The sequence below is a fragment of the Streptomyces sp. NPDC003016 genome, assembly GCF_053591455.1.
The window spans coordinates 54,196-75,272 of sequence record NZ_JBSFTV010000019.1 but is presented as its reverse complement, the minus strand read 5'-3'; the positions used below and the strand labels follow the sequence as shown (position 1 = coordinate 75,272).

Below are 21,077 nucleotides of genomic sequence, written 5' to 3'. Positions count from 1 at the left end.
GGCGGCTGATCAGCCGCCGGCGCTCACGGAACTGCGGGCCCCGGAAGCCGCGCACCGGAGACATCGCTCAGCCGTGCCAGGACCGCCACAGCGCCGCGTACGCCCCGTCCGCCGCCACCAGTTCGTCGTGGCTGCCCAGTTCGCTGATCCGGCCGCTCTCCACCACCGCGATCACGTCCGCGTCGTGCGCGGTGTGCAGCCGGTGCGCGATCGCCACGACCGTACGCCCGTCCAGCACCCGCGCCAGCGACCGCTCCAGATGTCGCGCGGCCCGCGGATCGAGCAGGGACGTCGCCTCGTCGAGCACCAGGGTGTGCGGGTCGGCGAGCACCAGCCGGGCCAGCGCGATCTGCTGTGCCTGCGCCGGGGTGAGCGCGTGGCCGCCCGAGCCGACCTCGGTGTCCAGGGCGCCGTCCAGCGCCCGCACCCAGCCGTCCGCGTCGACCGCGCCGAGCGCCGCCCACAGCTCCGCGTCGTCCGCGCCCGTGCGGGCCAGCAGCAGGTTGTCGCGCAGGGAGCCCACGAAGACGTGGTGCTCCTGGTTGACCAGTGCGACATGCGTACGCACCCGTTCGGCCGGCATCCGCGACAACTCGGCTCCGCCGAGGGTCACTTCTCCCGTACGCGGCGCGTAGATCCCGGCGAGCAGCCGCCCCAGCGTGGACTTGCCGGCGCCCGAAGGGCCGACCAGGGCCATCCGCGTGCCGGGAGCCACGTCCAGCGTCACCTCGTGCAGTACGTCGACGTCCGCCCGGTACCCGAAACGCACCGCGTCGGCACGCACCGCGCGCCCGTCGGGCACGACCTCCGGGTCGCCCGCGTCCGGCTCGATCTCCCGTACGCCGACGAGCCGGGCCAGCGACACCTGGGCGACCTGGAGTTCGTCGTACCAGCGCAGGATCAGGTTGACCGGGTCGACGAGCATCTGCGCGAGCAGGGCGCCCGTCGTCAGCTGGCCGACACTGATCCAGTCCTCCAGGACGAAGACGCCACCGATCAGCAGCACCGAGCACAGGATCGTCATGTGCGTGACGCTGATGACGGGGAAGAGCACCGACCGCAGCCACAACGTGTACCGTTCCCACGCCGTCCACTGACTGATCCGCTGCTCGGAGAGGGCCACCCGGCGGTCACCGAGGCGGTGGGCCTCGATGGTCCGCCCGGCGTCCACCGTCTCGGCGAGCATCGCCGCGACCGCCGCGTAGCCCGCCGCCTCCGAGCGGTACGCCGACGCCGCCCGCCTGAAGTACCAGCGGCAGCCGATGACCAGGACCGGAACGGCCACCAGTACGGCCAGCGCCAGGGGCGGCGCGGTGACGGTCAGGCCGCCGATCAGCAGTCCCGCCCACACCACACCGATGGCGAGCTGCGGCACGGCCTCGCGCATCGCGTTCGCCAGCCGGTCGATGTCGGTGGTGATGCGCGACAGCAGGTCGCCGGTGCCCGCCCGCTCCAGCACGCCCGGCGGCAGACCGACCGACCGTACGAGGAAGTCCTCGCGCAGGTCGGCCAGCATCTCCTCGCCGAGCATCGCGGCCCGCAGCCGCATCTGGCGGGTGAAGAGGGCCTGGGCGACGAGCGCGACCGCGAACACCGCCGCCGTGCGCTCCAGACGGAGCTCGCGCGCGCCGTTCGCCAGGTCCTCGACGAGCGAACCCAGCAGGTAGGGGCCCGCCATCGAGGCGACGACCGCGATCGCGTTGAGCGACACGAGCACGGCGAACGCCCTGCGGTGCCGCCTCATCAGCTCGCGCACATAGGTCCGTACGGTCGCGGGACTGCCGACGGGCAGGGTCGTCGCCGACTCCGGTGCCGCCGGGTCGTACGCCGGTGGCGCCACGCCGATCATGCCGATTCCTCGATCTCTTGGAGTTCCCGTGTCCGCGCGTTCGCGGGGTTCACGGTGTTCGCGGTGTCCCCGGCGTGTTCGCCGTGTTCGCCGTGTTCGCCGTCGGGCTCGCGGGTGACGACCGCGCGGTAGCGCGGGTCGGTGCGCAGCAGTTCGCGGTGCACGCCCACCGCGGCGACCTCGCCCTCATGGACGAGCACCACCCGGTCGGCCTGGTCGAGCAGCAGCGGCGACGACGCGAAGACGACGGTCGTACGTCCCGTACGCAGCCCCCTCACGCCCGCCGCCACCCGCGCCTCGGTGTGCGAGTCGACCGCCGAGGTCGGCTCGTCCAGGACGAGCACCTCGGGGTCGGTCACCAGCGAGCGGGCCAGCGCCAGGCGCTGACGCTGGCCGCCGGAGAGCGAGCGCCCGCGCTCCGTGATCCGGGTGCGCATCGGGTCGCCCGTGCTGTCCGCCGACGCCTGGGCGAGCGCGGCCAGTACGTCGCCGCACTGTGCCGCGTCCAGCGCGTCCACCGCGGTCACCTTTCCCGAAGCCGGTACGTCGAGCAGCTCGCCCAGCGTGCCGGAGAGCAGCACCGGGTCCTTGTCCTGGACCAGGACGGCGCCCCGCGCGGTGATCAGTGGCAGGTCGTCGAGCGCCACCCCGCCCAGCAGCGCCGACGGCGGCTTCTCCTCGTCGGTGTCCGAGGTGGCGTGACCGCCGAGGCGCTCCGCGAGCAGGCCCGCCAGGTCGGGGTCGCCGCACACCACGGCGGTGAACCGGCCGGCGGGCGCGAGGAGTCCGGTGGCCGGGTCGTACAGGTCGCCGTCCGGAGCCTCCTGACCGCCGGGAGCCGCCGCGTCGCCCGCCGTGTCCTGCGCCTTGCCACCCTTCGTGTCGTCCGCCGTTCCGTCCGCCGTGCCGTCCGGCGCGTGCGCCGTGCGCTCCAGCGACAGCACCCGCGCGGCCCGCTTGGCCGAGGGCCGGGAGAAGGAGTACGCCATGGCGATCTCCTCGAAGTGGCGCAAGGGGTAGAGCAGCAGCGTCACCGCGCTGTAGACGGTGACCAGTTCGCCGACCGTGATCCGCCCGTCGAGGGCGAGCTGCGCACCGTACACCACGACAGTGATCAACAGCAGACCCGGCAGCAACACCTGGATCGCGGAGATCAGCGCCCACATGCGCGCACTGCGCACGGCGGCCTTGCGGACCTCCTGCGAGGCGCTGCGGTAGCGGTCGAGGAACAGGTCCTCGCCGCCGATGCCGCGCAGTACGCGCAGGCCCGCGACGGTGTCGGACGCCAGCTCGGTGGCCTTGCCGGCCTTCTCGCGCTGGGTGTCGGCCCGCCGGGTCGCCTTCGGCAGCAACGGCAGGACGGCCAGGGCCAGTACGGGCACGCCGATCGCCACGACGATGCCGAGCGCGGGCTGGTAGACGAACAGGCCCACACAGACGACGACGAGCGTGAGGGCGGCGGCCGCGAAGCGCGAGAGCGCCTCGACGAACCAGCCGATCTTCTCGACGTCCCCTGTGGAGACCGCGACGACCTCGCCCGCCGCGACCCGGCGGGTCAGCGCCGAGCCCAGCTCCGCGGTCTTGCGGGCCAGCAGCTGCTGCACCCGCGCGGCGGCGGTGATCCAGTTGGTGACGGCGGTCCTGTGCAGCATGGTGTCGCCCAGGGCCACCGCCACGCCGAGCAGCGCGATCAGCCCGGCGGCGAGCGCCAGTCCGCCACCGGATCCGTCGATCACGGCCTGTACGGCGAGACCCACGCCCAGCGGCAGGCCGGCGACGCCGCACTGGTGCAGCAGGCCCCAGGAGAGGGACTTCAGCTGGCCGCCGAGCTGGTTCCGCCCGAGCCAGTAGAGGAATCGGGGGCCGGACCGGACGTCGGGGACGCCCGGATCGGGATACGGAAGATCGCGAATCTGCATGTCGTCCCACGGCTCGGTGCGGCTGGCTGAAACCGTGCAAGGTTCGCTTTTCTCTCCTGGAAAAGGCAATTGATTTATGAGCGCCGAGACGCAGAACACGCCAAGATCGAACATCCCGCTCTGGTGCTCCGGACCGTCCCACGCTTCACTCCTGGCGCATGAGACGACCACAAGTCATGTGCGTGCTCGCGGGGCTGGTCCTGGCCGCGGGAACGGTGTTCGGGGCGGGCCAGGCCGGAGCGGCAACCGCCGGGGGCGGACCGCCCGCCGAGTTCGGCCGGGACTGGCACGACCCCGTCACCGCGGCGCCGCCCGTCGAGACCCCGGACACCCGGTCCTGCGAAGTGACGGTCGCGCGGGCCCGGTTCCGCGACTTCACGCCGTACAAAGGCGGATACGCGCCCCCGAAGGGCTGCGGCGACCGCTGGAGCAAGGTGGTGCTCCGGCTCGAAGGCAAGGTGGCGGGACGGCAGTACGACCGTCTCGGGCACCTCCGCATCGGAGGCGTCGAGGTGCTCCGCACCTCCACCCCGCAGCCCTCGCCCGAAGGCATCACCTGGTCCGTGGAGAAGGACGTCACGCGCTACAGCGACACGCTCCGCCGCGAACAGCCCGTCGAGATGCTCATCGGCAATGTCGTCGACGAGACGTACACCGGCGTCATCGAGGTGAAGGCGACCCTGACCTTCTACGCCGCCGAGGGACGCGCGAAGCCGGCCGCCACCGTCCCCGACCGCGTCCTCACCCTCGACGGGGACTCCCTCACCACCCCGCGCAACTCCGAGCGGATCCTCGCCGAGGTGTACGCGACGGGCTCGGGCGGCGGCTGCGAGGAGTACTGGTACCTGTCCGTCCCCGAGGAGGCGCCGTACTCCTGCAAGACGTCGGACGGCCCCTACCGCGAGGTGCAGATCAAGGTCGACGGACGGCTCGCGGGGATCGCCGCCCCCTCCCCGACGGTCTGGACGGGCGGCTGGTCCAACCCCTTCCTCTGGTACGTGATTCCCGGCCCGCGCGCTTTCGACGTCAAGCCCCTCCAGTACGACCTGACACCCTTCGCCGGCCGGCTCAACGACGGCCGCCCGCACCGCGTCGAGGTGTCCGTCGTCGGCGTCCCCGAGGGGCAGAGCGGCTGGAGCACCCCCGTCAACGTGCTGGTCTGGCAGGACGAGGGGAGCGAGGTCGTCACGGGGAAGCCGACCCGGCACCGCAGCGGCCCGCCGGCCAACTCCACGGCGTACACGGCGGGCCCGGAGCACCGGCTCACCACCGGGGCCGGCCACCGGCTCACCGTCTCCGGCCAGGTGAACACCTCGCACGGCCGCGTCGTCACCACCGTCGACCGCACCCTCGCCCACACCTCCGTCCACCGCTGGACCGACGGCGAGGACCTGGACGCGCTCAAGGGCGAGTGGACGGACGACGAGACCGTCACCACCGACGGCCGCGGCCCGGCCACCACCGTGCGCGCCCACCGCACCTACACGATGGACGGTACGACGACGCTCGGCGCCGGCGACCGGCTGCGCACCGTCCTCGCGCTCGGCGACCGCGCCGCCACTTCCACCGAGCGGGGCGGCGAGCGGGTGTCCTGGTCGCGGCTGGACGACGCGTACGAGGGCGACGCGACGTACACCACGAACGTTCCCCGTGAGGACCGGCGCGCGGTCGGCACGTCGAGCGAGAGCTACCGGCTGTACGGGACGGCGGGCTGCTACGGCCGGGACCTGAAGACGGTCCAGGGGACGGTGACGGAGGACCGGCTGCGCTGTTCCTCGGCGGGCTGAGAACGGGGGCCCGGCCCCGTGCGGCCGGGTCCCGCTCGTCCGGGTCCCGCTCGTCCGGGTCCCGCTCGTCCGGTGCCCGGTGAGGGACGAGTCAGCAGCGCCGCTCCGGCATTCCGTCGACCAGTGCGGACAGCAGGCCGCCCAGCACCTCGCGCTGTTCGGTGGTCAAGGGGGCCAGGATGTCCTCCGCGGCGTCGCGGCGCGCGCTGCGCAGCGATCCGAGGGTGGCGCGGCCGGTGTCGGTGAGCTCGATCCGTATCACCCGGCGGTTGGTGGGATCGGGCACGCGGCGCACCCGGCCGCTCGCCTCCAGACCGTCGACGAGGGTGGTCACCGCGCGGGGGACCACGTCCAGGCGCTTGGCCAGGTCGGCCATCCGCGGCGGCGGCTCGTGGTGGAGGTCGTAGTGCGAAACCGTGCGGAGCAGGCGTGACTGGGCGGGGGTGATGCCGATCGGCTCCATCTGCTGCCGCTGGATCCGGTGCAGCCGGCGCGTCAGCCGGAGCAGCTGCTCGGCCAGCAGGCCGTCGGCGTCCGAGGCGGCGTCGGGGGCTGCGTCCGAGGCGACGTCGGGGGTGATGCCGGAGTCGGCGTCGGAGGGGCTCATGCCGGGAACGGTATCAGGACCTTGTGCATTGTGAGTAGAGGTAACAATGAGCTAGGCTCTCATAATCTCCGTTCCCCACTCCGCGCGAAGGAGCCCATGCATCCCGAACAGCCCACGTGGACACCCCCCGCCCGCGATCCCGCCGAGCCGGAGGAGCCCGCGCAGGTACGCCGCATCCTCCGGCTGTTCCGCCCGTACCGGGGCCGGCTGGCCTTCGTCGGCCTGCTCGTGGCGGCCTCCTCCCTCGTCTCCGTCGCCTCCCCGTTCCTGCTCAAGGAGATCCTCGACACCGCCATCCCGCAGGGGCGTACCGGGCTGCTGAGCCTGCTCGCCGCCGGCATGATCCTGACCGCCGTGGTGACGAGCGTCTTCGGCGTGCTCCAGACCCTGATCTCCACGACGGTCGGCCAGCGCGTCATGCACGACCTGCGCACCGCCGTCTACGCCCAGTTGCAGCGCATGCCGCTCGCCTTCTTCACCAGGACCCGCACCGGCGAGGTGCAGTCCCGTATCGCCAACGACATCGGCGGCATGCAGGCGACGGTGACCTCCACCGCCACCTCGCTGGTCTCCAACCTCACCTCGGTCGTGGCCACGGTCGTCGCCATGCTGGCGCTCGACTGGCGGCTGACCGTCGTCTCGCTGCTCCTGCTGCCGGTCTTCGTGTGGATCAGCCGCCGGGTCGGCCGCGAGCGCAAGAAGATCACCACGCAGCGGCAGAAACAGATGGCCTCCATGGCCGCCACCGTCACCGAGTCGCTGTCGGTCAGCGGCATCCTGCTCGGCCGGACCATGGGCCGCGCCGACTCGCTCACCCGGGCCTTCGCCGACGAGTCCGAGCGGCTCGTCGACCTCGAAGTGCGCTCCAACATGGCGGGACGCTGGCGGATGTCCACCATCGGCATCGTCATGGCCGCCATGCCCGCCGTCATCTACTGGGTCGCGGGCCTGGCCATGCAGGCCGGCGGGGCGGACGTCTCCCTCGGCACGCTCGTCGCCTTCGTCTCGCTCCAGCAGGGCCTCTTCCGGCCGGCCGTGAGCCTCCTGTCGACCGGTGTGCAGATGCAGACCTCGCTCGCGCTCTTCCAGCGGATCTTCGAGTACCTCGACCTGCCGGTGGACATCACGGAGCCCGAGAAGCCGGTCCACCTGGAGAAGATCCGCGGCGAAGTGCGCTTCGAGGACGTCACCTTCGCCTACGACGAGAAGAACGGCCCCACGCTCACCGGCATCGACGTCACGGTCCCGGCCGGCGGCAGTCTCGCCGTCGTCGGCCCCACGGGATCGGGCAAGAGCACCCTCAGCTATCTGGTGCCCCGGCTGTACGACGTGACGGGCGGCGGCGTCACCCTCGACGGCGTCGACGTGCGCGACCTGGACTTCGACACACTGGCCCGCGCCATCGGCGTGGTCTCCCAGGAGACGTACCTCTTCCACGCCTCCGTCGCCGAGAACCTGCGCTTCGCGAAGCCCGACGCGACCGACGAGGAGCTGCGCGCGGCCGCCGAGGCGGCACAGATCCACGACCACATCGCCTCACTGCCCGACGGGTACGACACCCTGGTCGGCGAGCGGGGGTACCGCTTCTCCGGCGGTGAGAAGCAGCGCCTGGCGATCGCCCGGACCATCCTGCGCGACCCGCCCGTGCTCATCCTCGACGAGGCGACGAGCGCGCTCGACACCCGTACCGAACACGCCGTGCAGCAGGCCATCGACGCGCTCTCGGCGGGCCGTACGACCCTCACCATCGCGCACCGGCTCTCCACGGTCAGGGACGCCGACCAGATCGTCGTCCTCGACGGCGGAAGAACCGTCGAGCGCGGCACCCACGAGGAACTGCTCGCCCGAAACGGCCGGTACGCGGCCCTGGTGCGCAGAGACGCCCAGCTGTCGCCCGCCACCTGACCTGAAAGCCCGCGGCGGTGCGGGAAGGCGGGAGGGCGGGAGGGCGGGAACGCCGCCCCTCCCCTGGGACGGGGGAGAAGCGGCGCCGGGCGAGACCCCGGTCAGGCCGGCCGGCCCAGGAAGTGGAAGGCGCCGGCGGGAAGGTCGGTGATGAGGTTCATGATCCCGGGTTCTCCTGGGTGCTCTGTTCGCTGTATCAGTGGGACATGCGCGGTCGAGGTCTGCAGCCCGTCGCTTGCGCACCGTAAGCATCATGCGCCGCAGGGGAGTCGGGCGATGGAATGCGGTACGACGACGCGTTGGGGCGAACACCCGATCCCCTGTTCGTGCGTTCGTGTCGCCCGCGGCAGGCTGTTCGCCGCCCCCGGGCTCCCCGGAACACCGCGCCGGGCGGGTTAGCGTGCCCGCATGGAGAACGAGTCCGCACGGAAACGGCCCGCGAGCAGCCCTCCTCTGACGCGCCGCGGGCGACTGCTCCTCATCGTGGGTATGGCCGCCGCGGTGGTGGCGGCCGCGGTCCTGGTGCCGCTGATACTGCTCGGGGAGGAGGAGCGCGAACCGCGTACCCTCCTGATCCCGGAGGGGCGGCGGTCCTTCCAGGTGTACGCGGCGGTCGACAAGGCCCTCGGTGCCGCCCCGGGGACCACCGCGAAGGCGGCGGGCACGGCGGACCTGAAGCTGCCGCCCGAGGCCGGGGGGAACCCGGAGGGCTACCTCTTCCCGGCCACGTATCCGATCGACGAGGGGACGACGCCGGCGAGTCTGCTCTCGTACATGGTGAACACGGCGAACAAGAACTTCGGGTCGGCGCCCGCGACGTACCGGAACGTCGCCATCGCCAGCATCGTGCAGGCCGAGGCCGACACGGTGGAGGACATGGGGAAGGTCGCGCGCGTCATCGACAACCGGCTGGCGCGGGGCATGCCGCTCCAGATGGACTCGACGCTCAACTACGCGCTGAACCGCTCGACCCTCGACACCACGCACGCGGACACGGAGATCGACACCCCGTACAACACGTACGAGCACGCCGGCCTGCCGCCCACGCCGATCGGCAACCCGGGCCGGCAGGCGATGGACGCGGCGCTCGACCCGCCGCCGGGGGACTGGCTCTACTTCGTCACGGTCGCGCCGGGGGACACGCGCTTCACCGGCGACTACGCGGAGCAGCGGAAGAACGTCGAGGAGTTCAACGCCAACCGCAGGGGCGCGGGCGGATCCGGCGGCTAGGCCCGGTGGTCAGGTCCGCCGGCCGGCGTCTCACCCGCCGGCCGGCGGAGGTCTCACCGGCCGGCTGACGCCTCACCGGCCGGCCAGGGCCGGCTCGGCCCCCACCGGATCCGCCCGCCGTTCCGGCGGCCGCATGATCGTGCGCACGGCGGCCCGGCCCGCCCGGTTGGCCCCGATGGTGCTGGCCGAGGGCCCGTAGCCCACCAGGTGGATCCGCTCGTCACGCGTCGCCCGCGTGCCCTCCACGCGGATACCACCGCCCGGCTCACGCAGCTTGAGCGGCGCCAGATGGTCGATCGCGGCGCGGAACCCGGTCGCCCACAGGATGACGTCGGCGTCGACCGTCCGCCCGTCGGCCCAGGACACCCCGTTCGGCGTAACCCTGTCGAACATCGGCAGCCGGTCCAGCACACCCCCCGCGCGGGCCCGCGCGACCGCCCCGGTCACCGGCAGACCGGTCACCGACACGACGCTCTGCGGCGGCAGCCCGCGCCGTACCCGCTCGTCGACGAGCGCGACGGCGGCCCGCCCCTGCTCCTCGCCGAAAGGGCCCTCGCGAAAGACCGGCGGCCGCCGCGTCACCCAGGTGGTCTCCGCGGCGACTTCGGCGATCTCCATCAGATGCTGCACGCCGGACGTCCCGCCGCCCACGACCACCACCCGCTGTCCGGCGAACTCCTGCGGCCCCGGATAGTCCGCCGTGTGCAGCTGCCGCCCGCGGAAGGTCTCCTGACCTGGGTGGCGGGGCCAGAAGGGCCGGTCCCACGTGCCCGTCGCGTTGATGAGGGCGCGCGCGGACCACACCCCCTCCGACGTCTCGACGCGCAGCCGCCCGCCCCCGCCCTCGCGCACCGCCGACACGCCGACCGGACGGCGTACGCGCAGCCCGAAGGTCCGCTCGTACCGCGCGAAGTACTCCCCGACGACCTCGGAGGAGGGCCGGCTCTCGTCGGCGCCCGTCAGCTCCATGCCCGGCAGCGCGTGCATGCCGTGGACCTTGCCGTACGTCAGGGTGGGCCACCGGAACTGCCACGCGCCGCCCGGGTGCGGGGAGTGGTCGAGCACGACGAAGTCGCGGCCGGGTTCGAGGCCCGCGCGCCGCAGGTGGTAGGCGCTGGACAGGCCGGCCTGCCCGGCGCCGACCACGACCACGTCGACGTCCACGACCGCTTCCCCGTTCCGCACCCCAATGTTGTTCATGTTTCTACTAACGGGGGCGGTGGTGCGGATCTTCCCGACCTCACGTAATTCCCGCCGATGCGGGTACGGTGCCGAAATGACCACCGCCACATACGTGTACCGGGTGGACGCGCCCGCGGGAAGCGCCGGCTGGCACCCGCTGGGTGAGCGCTACCGGGGAACCGTCACCACCGCCACCCAGCCCGAGGACGCCGAATTCGTCGCCGCGGTGGTGGTGCGTGACCTTGCGACGGAGTGGGACCACGAGGGCTCGGGGGTCCACCACGTACGGATCTGCGTATGGCGCGACGCCGAGGGCGTGGGCCCGGAGGACGCCGAATGCACGGTGGAGGTCCAGCCGGACCTGGACACCCTGCCGGGCGCGTAGTCCCGTGCATGATGGAGGCATGTCCGACGTCTTCACCACCCGCATCCTGAACATCGCCACCGGCTCGGACGAGACCGTGGCCGACCTGACGCAGGAGTGCGAACAGTTCCTCCAGCAGGCGGCGCGCGGCAGGGACGGCCTGCTCAACATCTTCGTCCCGCACGCGACGGCCGGCATCGCGATCCTCGAAACGGGCGCCGGCAGCGACACCGACCTCCTCGCCGCGCTGCACACCCTGCTCCCCGCCGACGACCGCTGGCAACACCGCCACGGCAGCCCGGGCCACGGCCGCGACCACGTACTCCCCGCCCTCGTACCCCCGCACGCGACGTTGCCGGTGGTCGGCGGCCGGCTCGAACTGGGCACCTGGCAGTCCGTCTGCCTGGTCGACACGAACAGGGACAACCCGAACCGTCAGGTCCGGCTGAGCTTCCTCGGCTGAGCTCCCCCCGCTGGACACGGTGTCCGGCCGGGGCGGCTCAGAACACCGGCAGGGCGGTCAGGGAGCGCGAGTCGTGGAAGAAGACGCGGTTGCCGCCGACCGCGAGGCCCCAGCGGCTTCCTTCGCCCTTCCTGTACCCCGTGCGGGGGTAGCCCGTCGCCGGACCGAGGCCGCTCACCCGCGGTGAGAGCTCGTCCGTGTCGACGGTCCGGGCGCCGGAGCCCTGGGTCCGCAGGGGGCCGTTGCCGCTGCCCATTCTCCAGAGGTCCTCGCCCGTCCCGGGGTCCGGGCGCTTGGGCCAGTTGTCGTGGGCGGCGAAGAGCATGCCGGGGGCGGCCGGATCGAGGCGGGCGATCAGGCGGTACGGACCGACCCGGCGCGGAGTGTCCACGCGTGGCCGTTGCTGTGTGCGCTCGTTCCACCTGTGGATCCCCGGGCCGGCCTGATGTACCAGGAGCCTGCTCATGCGGCCGGGCCCGCCCGGAAGGCGGTCGGCCCGGTTTCCGTACGGCGTACGGAAACCGGGCCCGTGCGGGTGCGTGGACCGGAGCCACCCGCGCGGGGTGGTCCGGCATCCGCCTCACATCCGTCTCACATGTGCCGGCCCATCGGCGGCATCACCGGCATCATCCTGTGCAGCATGCCCTGGGACTGCTGCGAGGGGCGCTGCTGCTCCCCGTGCAGGGCGTTGAGGACCAGCAGGCCGCCGGTCATCGCGGGCACCGCCCACTGCATCCATGTCAGGTGGCGCTGCGCCTTCTCCAGGTCGACCGGGTGCTTGGCCGCCTTCTCGGTGTCCTCCGGGTCCGAGGAGGACGCGAGTTCCACCTTCTTTCCGAGCAGCCGGGCGTATGCGGTGGCGGCCAGTGCCCCACCGGTGAGAACCGTCTTGGCCAGGGTGGAGGCCGCCACACCCTGCTGGGTCGTGACACGGGCGGCGTTGGCCGCCAGCAGCCCGCTGCCGCCCACCAGATGCACGGCGATGGCGGCGGCGTTGACCGGCGTCCATTTCGCCCAGCCGCAACTGGCGATCCGCGCGGCGGCGGCCTCGGTCCCGCCCTCGGACACGGCGGCGCCGTTCAGTCCTACGGCGCCCATCAGCGAGCCGCCGAACCACGCGGCCAGGCCCAGATCGTGCATGCTGCGCAGGACGGTGTTGCGTTCCGACATCTGAAGGCTCCCTGGGGCAGAAGGTCTCGACGGCGCCTGTCCGCGACATCCCGATCACGCTCACACACCGCACCGGCCACCACCACAGCAAGTAGGGCGAATGGACCAACCCTCCCGGCCCCGTCCCTCCACTGGCCTGCGGTGGCCGGCTGCCCGGGGCGCCGCCGCCGGAGTCCGGGGGCGGACGGACGGCAGGGGCGGCACACCGGGGGGACGCGTGCGTACACGCGTCCCCCCGGCCCTGCCGGAGCGGCGTCAGCCGGTGGTGCAGTCCTTGCCTCCCCGGGTGAACGTCACAGGTCTGTCATTGGTCCCCGACCAGCTGCCGGTGAACCCGAAGCCGACCGACGCGCCGGGTGGCACCTTCCCGTTCCAGCCCAGGTTCTTCACCGTCACCGCCGCGCCCTGCTGCGCGTACGAGGCGTTCCACAGCTGGGTGACTTTCTGGCCGTTGGGGAAGGACCAGCCGAGTGCCCAGCCGTCCCAGGCCGCGCTGCCGCTGTTGGTGAGGGTCGCCTCGGCCTGGAAGCCGCCGGACCACTGGTTCGTGATCGTGTAGGTGACGGAGCAGGTGCCCGGACCCGGAGGGTCACCCGGGGCGCCGGGGCCGCCGGAGTCCGCCGTGTCGCCGTACACGATGCCGCGGCCGTTGGTCGCCACGTACACCCGCCCGTAGACCCGGGGGTCACCGGTGATGGCCGCACCGGTCCACCCCCACTGGTGGGCGTCGTCGTTGATACGGGTCCAGCTCGCCCCGGCGTCCGTGGAGCGGAAGATGCCGCGCACGCCGCCGATCTTCGCGCTGGTGTAGAGGGTCTGGTACGAGGCGCCCGGCGCGGCCTTGCCGAAGCCGATCGTGTCGGCCTCGCCCACGCCGGTCAGCTTGGTGAAGGTGGCGCCGCCGTCCTTCGAACGCCACAGCCCGTACGCGCCCTTCGTCGAGCCGCCGGCCAGCCAGATGTCGCCCTTGGCGCCCGGCACCGCCTTGAAGCGGACGCCGCCGTCCGTGGGCAGCCCACTGGACGCCTTCGCGGTGAAGGTCGCGCCGCCGTCCGAACTGACGTAGAACCTACCGGACTTGAAGCCGTAGAACGTCTTCGGGTCGACACGGTCGGCCTCCACGGCCGCGTCCGCCGGTATGCCGGTGGAAGCGGTCCAGGAGGAGCCGGATCCGGTCTGCACCCCCGTGCCCTGCGGGCTCCACACGAACCGGCCGCCGTCGGCGGACACCGCGACCGTACCGCCGCCGGTCACGCCGGCCGGGTCGCTTCCCGCCTGCCAGGTGGCTCCGTTGTCCCGGGAGAAGGAGACGTGCGGGCCCGCGTCGGCGTTGCCCACCCGTACCACCGTGTCCGGTGCGGACTCGGCGAAGTCCAGGCTGGTCGTGGTGGAGAAGTTCGGCGACTGGTACATCAGCGGCGGCACCTCGGTGACGTCGGTGTGCCGGAAGCCGCCGATGTCCCCCAGCGCGCTCAGCAGCGGCGCGCCGGACGGCGGCGCGGCGAGGTCGTTGACCGCGGTCTCCTCCAGACCCCGCACCATCGGCTCGACGGTGAACCTGCCGCCGGAGTCCCACGCGCCGAGGTTCTCGGTTCCGTAGACCGTCGCGCCCGTCCCGTACATCATGCGGTCGGAGTCGAACGGGTCGATCTCCAGGGCCTCGGTCATCCAGCCCAGTTTCGGGCTCTGTTCGGGCGGTGCGGGATGCGCGCCCCAGGACAGCCACGGCACGGACGAGACGTCCATCGTGTAGCGGTTGGCGCGCTCGGGGTACGAGGAGTAGGACCAGGCCGTCGTCCAGGTGGCGCCCCGGTCCGTGGAGCGGAATATCTGCGTGTCCGGCCACCAGGAGCTGTAGCCGGTCACCATGACGGTGCCCGGGCGCTGCCGGTCGATGCTCAGTCCGCTGAAGCCGTAGTGCGTGTCGGCCTCGGCGACCGGGCTGATGTCCTTCCACTCCCCGGTCCTCGTCGCGTACCGCCACACCTGGCCCTTGCCGCCGTCGTACGGTCCGCCCTTGTCACTGTAGGGGAGGTAGAGGTAGCCGTTCTCGGCGTCGAGGACGCCCTTGTGGGCGAGCAGACCGGTGGGCTGGCCCGCGAGCCGTGACCAGGTCGCACCCGCGTCGGTCGAGCGGTAGACCGCGTTCTCCTTGTCGGCGACGCCCACGTAGAGCGTTCTGGTGGCGTTGCCCGGTGAACCGGTGGACTCGTCGAAGGTGACCCAGGCGATGCCCTGGTTGTCGGAGGCGTACCCGCTCGTGTCGGACGGGTCCTGCCGGTAGTTGCCGGGGTTGGGGAAGGCGGTCACCTGCGACCACGTGACGCCCGAGTCCGTGGAGCGCCACAGTCCCTTGCCGCTGGGCGCGCCGAGGTAGAGCACGTTGTTCTTGTGCGGGTCCACCGCGAGGCGCTCGCCCATGCCGCGCCCCGGCATGTTGCCGCCCAGCTTGAACGGCAGGTCTGCCTTCTTCCAGCTCGCGCCCCGGTCCGAGGAGCGCAGTACGGCGCCGTTGCCCGGGTCCCAGTCGTTGGTGTACGTGCCCACGGCGGCGTACACCCTGCTCGGCTCGGCGGCGTCGGAGGCGATGCTGATGACGCCGGTGTGCCCCCAGTCGTCCCAGCCGACCGAGTCCAGGAGCGGTGTCCACGTCCGGGTGTCCTGCTGCCAGCGGTAGGCGCCGCCGATGTCGGTGCGGGCGTAGGCGAGGTTCTTCTCGGTGCGGTTGAAGACGATGCCGGGAACGAAGCCGCCGCCGTCGATCCGTACGTTCTTCCAGGTGTAAGTGTCCGCGGCGGTCGCCGCGGCCGGTCTGTCCCTGTCCGCGGTGGCCCGGCCGGCCGGTTCGGCGAAGCCCGGTGGCGCACCGGCGAGGAGGCCGCCGGTGAGGGCCGACAGAGCGAGCAGGAGGGGGAGCAGGCGTGCTCTGCCCGCCCGTGGCACAGGGGATCGCATGGGGGGTGTCCCTTCAGTGGTGCCGGTGGGGCCCGGAACCGGTGATGACGTGGAGACGGGTGCGGCTCCGCCGACGGGAGTGGAACGCGGCTCTGCTGTGCGGCTCACTCCGTCGGCGGGACAACAAGCTGCGAACCAGTGGGAGCGCTCCCAGAGTGGAGAGGGGAAGCAAGGAGGGTCAAGGGGCTTGAAGAGTCGAAGTAATTCGACAGAGGAATACGGGAACTCCTCTGTTCCTTGACGGAACTTGACGCTAGCTTCAAAACACCAGTGGGAGCGGTTCCATCAGTCGACGCGTCTGTGACGACGCGTCGGAGCTGCAAGGAGTCGCTCATGTGACACCCTCCGCATTCCCTCGCACCGCCTGTCGGTGCAGCCCTCGCCCCGCCTCCGGTGGCGAGCCGGAACACCACGCTCATGCCTGTCGCCGCGCCGTGGCCCGACCCGCACGGACCGGCGTATCCCGGTTGGCCCCGAACACCTGGAACACCAGGAACACCGCCTTCGGGCCGCCGCTGATCAGCAGATCCGACGGCACACCGATGTGCCGTCACGACTTCGGACGACTCGACAGACAGGACCCGAGATGAACCGCACAAGAATCGCGTTACTCGCCGCGCTCGCGCTGGTGTCCGGGACGGCCGGAACCGCCATGGCGGCACTTCCCACGGACATGGGCACGGGCACGGGCGCGTCCGCCGTCCCCTGCACCGTCGACTACAAGGTGCAGAACCAGTGGGGCGGCGGGTTCAGCGCCGCCGTCACCGTCACCAACCACGGTTCCGCCAAGAACGCGTGGGCCGTGAAGTGGTCGTACGCCGGCGACCAGAAGGTCACGCAGGGATGGAACGCCAGGATCAGCCAGAGCGGCACCCAGGTCACCGCCGCCAATGAGAGCTACAACGCCTCACTCGCCAGCGGTGGTTCGGTCAGCTTCGGTTTCAACGCCACCTACAGCGGAACCAACGCCCTGCCCGCCGCCTTCACCCTCGACGGCGTCACCTGCAACGTCGACGGCGGAGGCGGTACGGACCCGGGCCCCGGCCCCACGGATCCGCCCGTACCGGGCACCCGGGTGGACAACCCGTATGCCGGCGCCAAGGGGTACGTGAACCCGGAGTGGGCCGCGAAGGCCGCCGCCGAACCGGGCGGCGCCGCCATAGCCCGCCAGCCCACCGGTGTCTGGCTCGACCGGACCGCCGCGATCGAGGGCGTGGGCACGGGCATGGGCCTGCGCGACCACCTCGACGAGGCGCTCAAGCAGAAGGGCACCGGCGAACTCTTCGTACAGCTCGTCATCTACAACCTGCCGGGACGCGACTGCGCCGCCCTCGCCTCCAACGGCGAACTCGGCGCGACGGAGATCGACAAGTACAAGCGCGACTACATCGACCCGATCGCGGCGATCCTCGCCGATCCGAAGTACGCCTCCCTGCGGATCGTCACCACCGTCGAGATCGACTCACTGCCCAACCTCGTCACCAACGTCACACCGCGTCCCACCGCCACGCCCAACTGCGACGTCATGAAGGCCAACGGCAACTACATCAAGGGGGTCGGCTACGCCCTCAACAAGCTCGGAAACGCGCCCAACGTCTACAACTACGTCGACGCCGGACACCACGGCTGGCTCGGCTGGGACGACAACTTCGGCCCCTCCGCCGACCTGTTCAAGCAGGCCGCCACGGCCGAGGGCGCCACGGTCGGCGACGTCCACGGGTTCATCGTCAACACCGCCAACTACAGCGCCCTGAAGGAGAACAACTTCACCATCGACGACAGCGTCAACGGTGTCTCGGTCCGCCAGTCCAAGTGGGTCGACTGGAACCGCTACACCGACGAGCTGTCCTACGCGCAGGCCATGCGCAACAAGCTCGTCTCGATCGGCTTCGACACGAAGCTCGGCATGCTGATCGACACCTCGCGCAACGGCTGGGGCGGCAGCGCCCGGCCCGCCCAGCCGGGACCGAGGACCAGCGTCGACGCCTATGTGGACGGTGGCCGCTACGACCGCCGCATCCACCTCGGCAACTGGTGCAACCAGGCGGGTGCCGGGCTCGGCGAACGTCCGCAGGCCGCGCCCGCCGCGGGGATCGACGCGTACGTCTGGATGAAGCCCCCGGGCGAGTCCGACGGCTCCAGCAAGGCGATCCCCAACGACGAGGGGAAGGGCTTCGACCGGATGTGCGACCCGACGTACACCGGCAACCCCCGGAACAACAACAACATGACGGGCGCCCTGCCCGACGCGCCGCTGTCGGGGCAGTGGTTCTCCGCCCAGTTCCAGCAGCTCCTGAAGAACGCCCATCCGGCGCTGTAGCGTCCGGAGCACCGGTGCGGCGTCCCTCTCGGGGCGCCGCACCACCGTGCTTCCGCCCGTACGTCCGCCCCTACGTCCGGGACGGGCGAGCGTAAATACGTCGAAGCGCTTCGACTCACCCTCTGGACAGCTCTGAAGTGCCCCTCTAAGGTCGGAACCAGTATCTGTCACTGACACTGTGGCAGCCGGAGGCGAAGCGTTTCGCTGCCCCGGCCGCCATGTTCGGGAGATGTCGAATGGTCACCCTCGCCGAGGTCGCCCGACACGCCGGAGTCTCGGCCAGCACGGTGAGTTACGTCCTCAGCGGCAAGCGGTCGATCTCCTCCGCGACGCGCCTGCGCGTCGAACGCAGCATCCAGGATCTCGGGTACCACCCCAATGCGGGCGCCCGGGCCCTGGCGAGCAGCAAGTCCAACATCATCGCGCTGATGATGCCGCTGCGCACCGACATGTACGTACCCGTGATGATGGAGATCGCCGTCGCCGTCGCCACCACCGCGCGCACCCACGGGTACGACGTGCTGCTGCTGACCGGCGAGGAGGGGGCGTCCGCCGTACGCCGGGTCACCGGCAGCGGGATGGCGGACGCCATGATCCTGATGGACGTCGAGCTCGACGACGTCCGGCTGCCGCTGCTGCGCGAGAGCGGACAGCCCGCCGTGCTCATCGGCCTGCCCGCCGAAACGGTCGGACTGACCTGCGTGGACCTCGACTTCGTGGCGACGGGCGCGCTCTGCGCCGAGCACCTGGCCGGCCTCGGCCACCGCGACATCGCGGTGATCGGCGAGGCGCCCGCCGTCTACGAGCGGCACACCGGCTTCGCCGAGCGCACCCTCGAAGGGCTGCGCACCCGCGCCCGCGAGCTGGACCTGCGCCTGCTGCACCGCCCCAGCGACGGCGGGTACGACGCGCTGGCCGCGACCCTCGCCCGGATCTTCGACGAGCGGCCCGGCACCACCGGCTTCGTCGTACAGAACGAGTCGGCCGTCGAGCCGCTGCTCGCCCTGTTGCGCCGGCAGGGCCGGGCGGTCCCCGAGGACGTGTCCGTGGTCGCCGTCTGCCCGGACCAGGTCGCGGTCCAGGCCTCCGTACGGCTGACGTCGGTGGCCATCCCGGCCCAGGAGATGGGGCGGCGGGCGGTGGAGCACGTCGTTGCCAAACTGGACGGACACGGCACGGACGGCATCGAACTGCTCACCCCGGAACTGACGGTGCGGGCCAGCACGGGGCCCGCACCCGCCTGACCCGTACCGTCGGTTCCGGGCTTCTTCCCTCACCTGGTGCCGAGGTAGTAACTCACCTGCGGCGGCTGGTTGTAGCCGGTGTTCTGCCACGCCACACCGAGCCGGTAGACCGGGTCGCTCATGAGCGTCGGCAGGCGGTACCCGGTGGGGTGCGGGGTGGTGTACAGCCGCAGCGCGGTGGAGTCGGCGTTGCGCCACAGCATCTCCTCGCGCCAGTCGCCGAGGAGGTCGGCGCTCAGCGCGGGGCTGCCCTTGGTCCAGTTGTTGGACCGGGCGTCCTGGTCGTACCAGATGCGGGTGAGTTCGCTGTCGCCGTCGTACTTCAGCACCTGGCCGTAACCGGAGCCCGCCGAACCCGACCAGCGGTGGTCGAGGAGCTCACGGTGGGCATCGCCGTCCCACCAGATCGCGGAGTTGTACGAGGCGCCGCCGCCGAAGGCCGGGACCGTGCCGGAGGAATCCTTCGACCCGTCGGACGTCCGGACCGCCATCTCGGCCTTGCCGTCACCGTCGTAGTCGTACACCTGGAACGAGTCGTAGTGCGAACCGCTGCGCACGTTCGTCCCGAGGTTCACGCGCCACAGCCGCCTGCCGTTCAGCTCGTACGCGTCGTAGACCGTCGGCCCGGTGCAGGTGCCGGAGTCGGCCACGTCGGTGGCGTTGGACGGCGCCCACTTCAGGACCAGCTCATAGGCGCCGTCGCCGTCCAGGTCCGCCGTGGAGGCGTCGTTGGCGGTGTAGGTGTAGGTGTAGGCGACGCCGTCGCGCGTCGTGCCGCCCGGGCGGCTTGTCGAGGGGGATGTCCAGGCGGCCGGAGGCCCATACGCCCGCCTTCTCGCCCGGTTGCTCCACACCGCCGACGACGGCCCGGAGCTCGTACGAGGAGCCGGTGTTTCCGGCCGTGTCGAGGTGGTTGGTCTTCTGGGTCTGCTGGATCGGCGTCCCGCCGCGGTACAGCTTGAAGGACACGTCCGCCGTGTCGCTGCCGAGCATGCGCCAGGTGACCAGGACGCCTCCGCTCGCGGGTACGGCGACGGGCCCGCGGTCCAGCTTCTCGGCCACGCGCGCGGCGGCCAGGGCGGTGGCGGCCTTGTTGACGGGCCGGGGCATCTCTCCGGCGGCCCCGGTGGCTCCGGTGGCTCCGACGGCTCCGGCGGACTGGCTGACGGTCAGGGCGCCGGCGGGCGAGGTGCGGGGATCTGGACATGGAGTCGTCCTCATCGTGTGGGGGGAGAGGGGGAAAGCGCAGCCGGGTCGCCGCGGCCTCCGGAAAGGCTGCCGCGGCGACCCGGCGACCGGTGCCCGCGGGATGCGGGATGCGGGATGCGGGGATCAGCTGGAGGAGACCGTCAGGGTGTTGGTCCGGAAGTCCAGACCGCCGGGCGAGCCGCTGATCTCGTAACCGAACTGGACGTCACCGATGGTCTCGTCGCCCATCCAGCGCTTGGTGTCCTTGATCCACTTCAGGACGGGCAGGATGTTCACGGTGCCGGAGGCGGAGTCGGAGGTGCGGAGGAAGGAGAAGACCTCGTTGGCGCCGTTGTCGCCCTTGTAGGTGGCCCAGGTGTGGCCGCCGAGGGTGACGGTTCCCTGGTACGAGCCGAGGGCGCCGACGTTGCCGTTGTGGTTGACCCAGAGCATGATCTCGTAGTCGTAGTCGGTGTCCCAGATGTCGTACGACGTGTTGTAGTCGCCCGACGACGGGACGGTGACGTTGTAGCTGCTGGAGAGCGAGGAGAGGGAGGTGATCGACTTGCCGATCACCTTCTTGGAGTTGGGGTAGGACTTGATGCCACTGGTGGCCGGGTGGTCGGCCCGGACTCCCCAGGTGGTGCCGGAGTCGGCCCACACGCACTGGCTTCCGGCGCCGGACCCCCAGATGTTGTTGTAGAGCGTGTAGCCGTTCAGGCTGGTGTTGCCCCACTTGTCACAGGTGTTCCAGACGGCGGCGTGGGCGGGGGCCGACGCGAGGCCGACCAGGCCGGTGAGGGCCAGGGCGGGGGCGAGGAGGGCTGTGGTGAGCGTGCGACGTGCCATGGGTGTTCCTTCCATGGGAGTGGGGGGAGGGGGTGCAGCAGGTGT

The 21,077-nt window shown here is 71.5% G+C and carries 17 protein-coding genes and 1 pseudogene; 7 read left to right on the top strand and 11 right to left on the bottom strand.

Annotation, left to right across the window (positions count from 1 at the left end):
* Nucleotides 1–67: 67 nt before the first annotated feature.
* Both ACWDZ4_RS18230 and ACWDZ4_RS18225 read right to left on the bottom strand, forming a co-directional pair.
* Nucleotides 68–1,849 (bottom strand): ABC transporter ATP-binding protein, encoded by a 1,782-nt coding sequence (locus tag ACWDZ4_RS18230; protein WP_451509406.1) that lies wholly within the window; start codon nt 1,847–1,849, stop codon nt 68–70.
* Nucleotides 1,846–3,768, bottom strand: a complete 1,923-nt coding sequence (locus ACWDZ4_RS18225) for an ABC transporter transmembrane domain-containing protein (protein ID WP_451509405.1) — start codon at nt 3,766–3,768, stop codon at nt 1,846–1,848. Before ACWDZ4_RS18225 ends, ACWDZ4_RS18230 begins: the two co-directional genes overlap by 4 nt.
* Before the next feature lie 158 nt (nt 3,769–3,926).
* Here ACWDZ4_RS18225 and ACWDZ4_RS18220 point away from each other — a divergent pair, with 158 nt between their 5' ends.
* Complete coding sequence (locus tag ACWDZ4_RS18220; RefSeq protein ID WP_451509404.1) at nt 3,927–5,555, top strand: peptide-N4-asparagine amidase; 1,629 nt, start codon at nt 3,927–3,929, stop codon at nt 5,553–5,555.
* Nucleotides 5,556–5,646: 91 nt separating this feature from the next.
* Here ACWDZ4_RS18220 and ACWDZ4_RS18215 read toward each other — a convergent pair whose 3' ends face one another.
* A complete protein-coding gene (locus ACWDZ4_RS18215) occupies nt 5,647–6,162 on the bottom strand; it encodes a MarR family winged helix-turn-helix transcriptional regulator (protein WP_451509403.1) in 516 nt (171 codons plus the stop codon).
* Between the two features lie 96 nt (nt 6,163–6,258).
* Here ACWDZ4_RS18215 and ACWDZ4_RS18210 point away from each other — a divergent pair, with 96 nt between their 5' ends.
* Both ACWDZ4_RS18210 and mltG read left to right on the top strand, forming a co-directional pair.
* Nucleotides 6,259–8,067, top strand: coding sequence for an ABC transporter ATP-binding protein (locus ACWDZ4_RS18210; RefSeq protein WP_451509402.1), 1,809 nt, complete (start codon nt 6,259–6,261; stop codon nt 8,065–8,067).
* Between the two features lie 408 nt (nt 8,068–8,475).
* Entirely contained in the window at nt 8,476–9,297 is an 822-nt protein-coding gene (mltG, locus tag ACWDZ4_RS18205; protein WP_451509401.1) for an endolytic transglycosylase MltG, read from the top strand.
* A gap of 72 nt (nt 9,298–9,369) precedes the next feature.
* Here the strand turns inward: mltG and ACWDZ4_RS18200 are convergent, their stop codons facing one another.
* On the bottom strand, nt 9,370–10,497 hold the full coding sequence (locus ACWDZ4_RS18200; protein ID WP_451509400.1) for an NAD(P)-binding domain-containing protein: 1,128 nt from the start codon (nt 10,495–10,497) through the stop codon (nt 9,370–9,372).
* 76 nt (nt 10,498–10,573) lie between these two features.
* On the opposite strand from ACWDZ4_RS18200, the gene ACWDZ4_RS18195 reads away from it, so the two are divergent.
* Both ACWDZ4_RS18195 and ACWDZ4_RS18190 read left to right on the top strand, forming a co-directional pair.
* Nucleotides 10,574–10,864 (top strand): hypothetical protein, encoded by a 291-nt coding sequence (locus ACWDZ4_RS18195; protein WP_451509399.1) that lies wholly within the window; start codon nt 10,574–10,576, stop codon nt 10,862–10,864.
* A 19-nt stretch (nt 10,865–10,883) separates the two neighbouring features.
* Entirely contained in the window at nt 10,884–11,306 is a 423-nt protein-coding gene (locus ACWDZ4_RS18190) for a secondary thiamine-phosphate synthase enzyme YjbQ (RefSeq protein ID WP_451509398.1), read from the top strand.
* A gap of 37 nt (nt 11,307–11,343) precedes the next feature.
* Here the strand turns inward: ACWDZ4_RS18190 and ACWDZ4_RS18185 are convergent, their stop codons facing one another.
* The 3 genes from ACWDZ4_RS18185 to ACWDZ4_RS18175 form a co-directional block, all read right to left on the bottom strand.
* A complete protein-coding gene (locus ACWDZ4_RS18185) occupies nt 11,344–11,697 on the bottom strand; it encodes a hypothetical protein (protein ID WP_451509397.1) in 354 nt (117 codons plus the stop codon).
* 200 nt (nt 11,698–11,897) lie between these two features.
* Nucleotides 11,898–12,476: a hypothetical protein gene (locus tag ACWDZ4_RS18180; RefSeq protein WP_451509396.1), complete on the bottom strand. Its 579-nt coding sequence runs from the start codon at nt 12,474–12,476 to the stop codon at nt 11,898–11,900.
* 255 nt (nt 12,477–12,731) lie between these two features.
* On the bottom strand, nt 12,732–15,431 hold the full coding sequence (locus ACWDZ4_RS18175) for a cellulose binding domain-containing protein (protein ID WP_451509395.1): 2,700 nt from the start codon (nt 15,429–15,431) through the stop codon (nt 12,732–12,734).
* A 586-nt stretch (nt 15,432–16,017) separates the two neighbouring features.
* Between ACWDZ4_RS18175 and ACWDZ4_RS18170 the strand changes: the two genes are divergently transcribed.
* On the top strand, nt 16,018–17,751 hold the full coding sequence (locus tag ACWDZ4_RS18170) for a glycoside hydrolase family 6 protein (RefSeq protein WP_451509394.1): 1,734 nt from the start codon (nt 16,018–16,020) through the stop codon (nt 17,749–17,751).
* 236 nt (nt 17,752–17,987) lie between these two features.
* Complete coding sequence (locus tag ACWDZ4_RS18165; protein WP_451509393.1) at nt 17,988–18,995, top strand: LacI family DNA-binding transcriptional regulator; 1,008 nt, start codon at nt 17,988–17,990, stop codon at nt 18,993–18,995.
* 29 nt (nt 18,996–19,024) lie between these two features.
* Here the strand turns inward: ACWDZ4_RS18165 and ACWDZ4_RS18160 are convergent, their stop codons facing one another.
* The 4 genes and pseudogenes from ACWDZ4_RS18160 to ACWDZ4_RS18145 all read right to left on the bottom strand — a co-directional run bounded on the left by ACWDZ4_RS18160 (nt 19,025) and on the right by ACWDZ4_RS18145 (nt 21,032).
* Nucleotides 19,025–19,519, bottom strand: coding sequence for a rhamnogalacturonan lyase family protein (locus ACWDZ4_RS18160; RefSeq protein WP_451509475.1), 495 nt, complete (start codon nt 19,517–19,519; stop codon nt 19,025–19,027).
* A pseudogene (locus ACWDZ4_RS18155) lies at nt 19,499–19,717 on the bottom strand (rhamnogalacturonan lyase family protein); the annotation flags it as partial. The gene ACWDZ4_RS18160 and the pseudogene ACWDZ4_RS18155, both read right to left, overlap by 21 nt.
* On the bottom strand, nt 19,683–20,105 hold the full coding sequence (locus ACWDZ4_RS18150) for a rhamnogalacturonan endolyase family protein (protein ID WP_451509474.1): 423 nt from the start codon (nt 20,103–20,105) through the stop codon (nt 19,683–19,685). The gene ACWDZ4_RS18150 and the pseudogene ACWDZ4_RS18155, both read right to left, overlap by 35 nt.
* 222 nt (nt 20,106–20,327) lie before the next feature.
* Nucleotides 20,328–21,032 carry a GH12 family glycosyl hydrolase domain-containing protein gene (locus tag ACWDZ4_RS18145; RefSeq protein WP_451509392.1) on the bottom strand — a complete coding sequence of 235 codons (705 nt, stop codon included), beginning with the start codon at nt 21,030–21,032 and terminating at the stop codon, nt 20,328–20,330.
* Nucleotides 21,033–21,077 lie beyond the last annotated feature (45 nt).

Bases quoted from the DNA above. Each gene is read 5' to 3' on its own strand.
- ACWDZ4_RS18200 (WP_451509400.1), bottom strand. From the start codon at position 10,497: ATGAACAACATTGGGGTGCGGAACGGGGAAGCGGTCGTGGACGTCGAC.
- ACWDZ4_RS18175 (WP_451509395.1), bottom strand. From the start codon at position 15,431: ATGCGATCCCCTGTGCCACGGGCGGGCAGAGCACGCCTGCTCCCCCTC.
- ACWDZ4_RS18145 (WP_451509392.1), bottom strand. From the start codon at position 21,032: ATGGCACGTCGCACGCTCACCACAGCCCTCCTCGCCCCCGCCCTGGCC.
- ACWDZ4_RS18215 (WP_451509403.1), bottom strand. From the start codon at position 6,162: ATGAGCCCCTCCGACGCCGACTCCGGCATCACCCCCGACGTCGCCTCG.
- ACWDZ4_RS18180 (WP_451509396.1), bottom strand. From the start codon at position 12,476: ATGTCGGAACGCAACACCGTCCTGCGCAGCATGCACGATCTGGGCCTG.
- ACWDZ4_RS18220 (WP_451509404.1), top strand. From the start codon at position 3,927: ATGAGACGACCACAAGTCATGTGCGTGCTCGCGGGGCTGGTCCTGGCC.
- ACWDZ4_RS18225 (WP_451509405.1), bottom strand. From the start codon at position 3,768: ATGCAGATTCGCGATCTTCCGTATCCCGATCCGGGCGTCCCCGACGTC.
- ACWDZ4_RS18150 (WP_451509474.1), bottom strand. From the start codon at position 20,105: ATGCCCCGGCCCGTCAACAAGGCCGCCACCGCCCTGGCCGCCGCGCGC.
- ACWDZ4_RS18230 (WP_451509406.1), bottom strand. From the start codon at position 1,849: ATGATCGGCGTGGCGCCACCGGCGTACGACCCGGCGGCACCGGAGTCG.
- ACWDZ4_RS18195 (WP_451509399.1), top strand. From the start codon at position 10,574: ATGACCACCGCCACATACGTGTACCGGGTGGACGCGCCCGCGGGAAGC.
- ACWDZ4_RS18170 (WP_451509394.1), top strand. From the start codon at position 16,018: ATGAACCGCACAAGAATCGCGTTACTCGCCGCGCTCGCGCTGGTGTCC.
- ACWDZ4_RS18165 (WP_451509393.1), top strand. From the start codon at position 17,988: ATGGTCACCCTCGCCGAGGTCGCCCGACACGCCGGAGTCTCGGCCAGC.
- ACWDZ4_RS18190 (WP_451509398.1), top strand. From the start codon at position 10,884: ATGTCCGACGTCTTCACCACCCGCATCCTGAACATCGCCACCGGCTCG.
- mltG (WP_451509401.1), top strand. From the start codon at position 8,476: ATGGAGAACGAGTCCGCACGGAAACGGCCCGCGAGCAGCCCTCCTCTG.
- ACWDZ4_RS18210 (WP_451509402.1), top strand. From the start codon at position 6,259: ATGCATCCCGAACAGCCCACGTGGACACCCCCCGCCCGCGATCCCGCC.